Raw genomic sequence first — 3,053 nt, forward strand, 5'->3', positions numbered from 1 at the left:
GTCGTCCAGGAGCGGCTGCGCGCCGCCCGCGACCTGCACGACCTGCTCGGGCACGGGCTCGCCGCGATCCTGATCAAGGGCGAGCTGGCCCGCCGCCTCGCGGACCGCGACCCGGACCGGGCGGCCCGCGAGTTCGCCGACATGATCGCGATGGCCGAGCGGGCGCGCGCCGACATGGCCGCCGTGACCGGCGCGGCCCCGCACCTGGCGTTCACGCCCGAGCTGGAGTCGGCGCTCGGCGTCCTGGCGGCGGCGGGGATCGAGGCGACCGTTCGCCGGGAGGGCGACCCGCCGGCGGGCGCCGAACCGGTGCTGGCGATCGTCCTGCGCGAGGCGGTCACGAACGTCCTGCGCCACAGCACGGCGAAACGAGTGGACATCAAGGTCAGCGCCGCCGGCCTGACCATCGAGAACGACGGCGTCTCCGGCGAGGTCACCCCACCCGGCTCCGGCCTCGGCAACCTCGCGACCCGCTTGGCCGCGATCGAAGCCGACCTGGAAACCACCCGGACCCCAACCGCCTTCCGCCTAACGGCAAGCCTCCCCCACCGGCCTTAGCCAGCGTCCCTAGCCCGGCGTCCCCGGCCCGGCGTCCCCAGCCCGACGTCCCCAGCCCGACGTCCCCGGCCCAGTGTCCCCAGCCCGACGTCCCCAGCCCGCGCGAGCGCGCTACCAACCGCGCGGGGGCGAAGCCGAAGGCGAGCCCCCACGCGGTTGATCGCGAAGCGATGCCGCGCTCGCCCGAGCACCCGGGCCGCCGGACGAGCCGCCAGGCGAGTCCGGCGGAGCCGGGGGCTCAATCAATACAGCCAGCCGGAGTCGCGGGCGATGCGGACGGCGTCGGGGCGGCCTCGGGCGTTGAGCTTGGTGACGATCGCGGTGAGGTGGTTGCGGACGGTCCCGGCGGACAGGTGCAGGCTGGACGCGATCTCGGCCGGTTCCGCGCCGTCCGCGAGCAGTCGCAGGACGTCCTTCTCGCGCGGGGTGAGCGGGTCGGCGGCCAGGTCCCAGGCGGTGACCGCGAGGCTCGGGTCGAGCACGCGGCGGCCCTCGTGGACGGCGCGGATCGCGGCGACGAGTTCGTCCGGCGGGGCGGTCTTCAGCAGGAAGCCGCCGACCCCGGCGTCGAGCGCGCGGCGGAGCTGGCCGGGCGCGCCGTTGCCGGTGAGGATCAGCGCGCGGCAGGACGGCAGCTTTTCGCGCAGCCTCGCGGCGGCGGTCAGGCCGTCCATGACCGGCATGTCGATGTCGAGGACGGCGACGTCGGGGCGGTGGACCAGGGCGGCGGACACCGCGGCGTCGCCGTCGCCGACGTCGGCGACGACCTCCAGGCCGTCCTCCAGATCCAGCAGCGCGACGAGGCCGCTGCGGATGACGTGCTGGTCCTCGGCGAGCAACACCCTGATCACGGCACGAGCGTACCCATGACGATGTCACGGGTGATCGATGACGCGTGCTCTTAAGAACGTACGCCCAGGTCAGCAGAGTGGAACCCATGAGCGATGCGGTGGTCATGGACGAGGTCTGCAAGGTCTACGGCCGGAACGGGAGCGCGGTGGCGGCGCTGCGCGAGGTGTCGGTGGCGCTGCCGTCCGGGGCGTTCACGGCGGTGATGGGCCCGTCCGGGTCGGGGAAGAGCACCTTCCTGCACTGCGCGGCGGGGCTGGACCGGCCGACGTCGGGCGAGGTGCGGCTGGGCGGGACGGCGCTGTCGGGGATGAGCGAGGCGCGGCTGACCGAGCTGCGGCGCGAGCGCGTCGGGTTCGTGTTCCAGGCGTTCAACCTGGTGCCGTCCCTGACGGTCGAGCAGAACGTGACGCTGCCGCTGAAGCTGGCCCGCCGCAAGCCGGACCGGGCGCTGCTCGCGGACGTGCTGGAGCGGGTCGGGCTGAGCGACCGGGCGGCGCACCGTCCGGGTGAGCTGTCCGGCGGGCAGCAGCAGCGGGTCGCGCTGGCGCGGGCGCTGGTCACCCGCCCGGAGGTGGTGTTCGGGGACGAGCCGACCGGCGCGCTCGACACCATGACCGCCCAGGACGTGCTGCGGCTGCTGCGGCAGACGGTGGACGAGCTGGGCCAGACCGTCGTGATGGTGACGCACGACCCGGTGGCGGCGTCGTTCGCCGACACCGTCCTGTTCCTCGCCGACGGCCGGATCGTGGACGCGCTCGACGCGCCGACCGCGTCCGCCGTCGCCGACCGCATGACCCGGCTGGGGGCGTACGCGCGATGATCCTGAGCACTCTGAGGTACCGGCGGGCCGCGTTCGCGGGCGCGTTCGTCGCCCTGTTCTTCGCCGCCGCGCTGGTCACGGCCTGCGGCACGCTGATGGACACCGGCCTGCGCGGCACGGTCGAGCCGGTCCGGTACGCGGGCGCGCCGGTCGTGGTCGCCGGTGACCCGCAGACCCACTTCGTGAAGCACAAGAAGAAGGACAAGACGAAGCGGAAGTCGAAGCCGAACGCGGCGCGCGCCTGGATCCCGGCGGGCCTGGCCGACAAGGTGAGGGCCGTGCCGGGTGTCCGGCGGGTCGTGTCCGAGGTGGCGTTCCCGCTGGTCGTGCCCGGTGCCGGGCCGACCGAGGGCTACAGCTGGGAGCCGCTCTCCCCGGTGCGGCTGCGCGCCGGGCGGGCCCCCCAGGCGGCGGACGAGATCGTCCTGAACAGCAAGGCGGAGCGGGTGACCGTGCTGACGGCGGGCGGCCCGCGCACCTACCGGGTCGTCGGCGTCGCCGACCGCCCGTACGTCGCGCCGGACGAGGCGCGCCGCCTCGCCGGGCACCCCGGGCAGGTGACCGCGCTCGGTGTCTGGGGCGGCGACCCGAAGGCCATCGCCCAGGCCGTGGAGGGCACGAACGCGACGGTGACCACGGGCGACGAGCGTGGAAAGGTCGAGTTCGCGGGCGTCGGAGCGGCCCGGACGAAACTGCTCAGCATGGGCGGCGCGCTCGGCGGGACGTCGCTGATCGTGGCGCTGCTGGCCGTGGTCGGGACGTTCGGCCTGGCGATCCAGCAGCGCGAGCGGGAGCTGGCGATGCTGCGCGCGGTCGCCGCGAC

At 74.7% G+C, this 3,053-nt stretch carries 4 protein-coding genes; 3 read left to right on the forward strand and 1 reads right to left on the reverse strand.

Annotated elements, in window-relative coordinates; translation table 11 throughout:
- A partial coding sequence (locus AB0J52_RS34130) for a sensor histidine kinase (protein WP_500187017.1) occupies positions 1-558 on the forward strand: 558 nt, incomplete at its 5' end.
- 242 nt (positions 559-800) lie between these two features.
- On the opposite strand, the gene AB0J52_RS34135 is transcribed toward AB0J52_RS34130, so the two are convergent.
- Positions 801-1,409, reverse strand: coding sequence for a response regulator transcription factor (locus AB0J52_RS34135; protein ID WP_500187018.1), 609 nt, complete (start codon positions 1,407-1,409; stop codon positions 801-803).
- An 86-nt stretch (positions 1,410-1,495) separates the two neighbouring features.
- Here AB0J52_RS34135 and AB0J52_RS34140 point away from each other — a divergent pair, with 86 nt between their 5' ends.
- On the forward strand, positions 1,496-2,230 hold the full coding sequence (locus AB0J52_RS34140; protein ID WP_500187019.1) for an ABC transporter ATP-binding protein: 735 nt from the start codon (positions 1,496-1,498) through the stop codon (positions 2,228-2,230).
- Positions 2,227-3,053 (forward strand): ABC transporter permease family protein (locus AB0J52_RS34145; protein ID WP_500187021.1); only part of this gene is annotated, 827 nt, incomplete at its 3' end. The genes AB0J52_RS34140 and AB0J52_RS34145, both read left to right, overlap by 4 nt.

This window comes from Spirillospora sp. NPDC049652, assembly GCF_040675125.1.
Taxonomy (GTDB): Bacteria; Actinomycetota; Actinomycetes; order Streptosporangiales; family Streptosporangiaceae; genus Spirillospora.

What these genes read in the sequence shown, in the direction of transcription:
- AB0J52_RS34140 (WP_500187019.1), top strand. Translation starts at nt 1,496, where the DNA reads ATGAGCGATGCGGTGGTCATGGACGAGGTCTGCAAGGTCTACGGCCGG.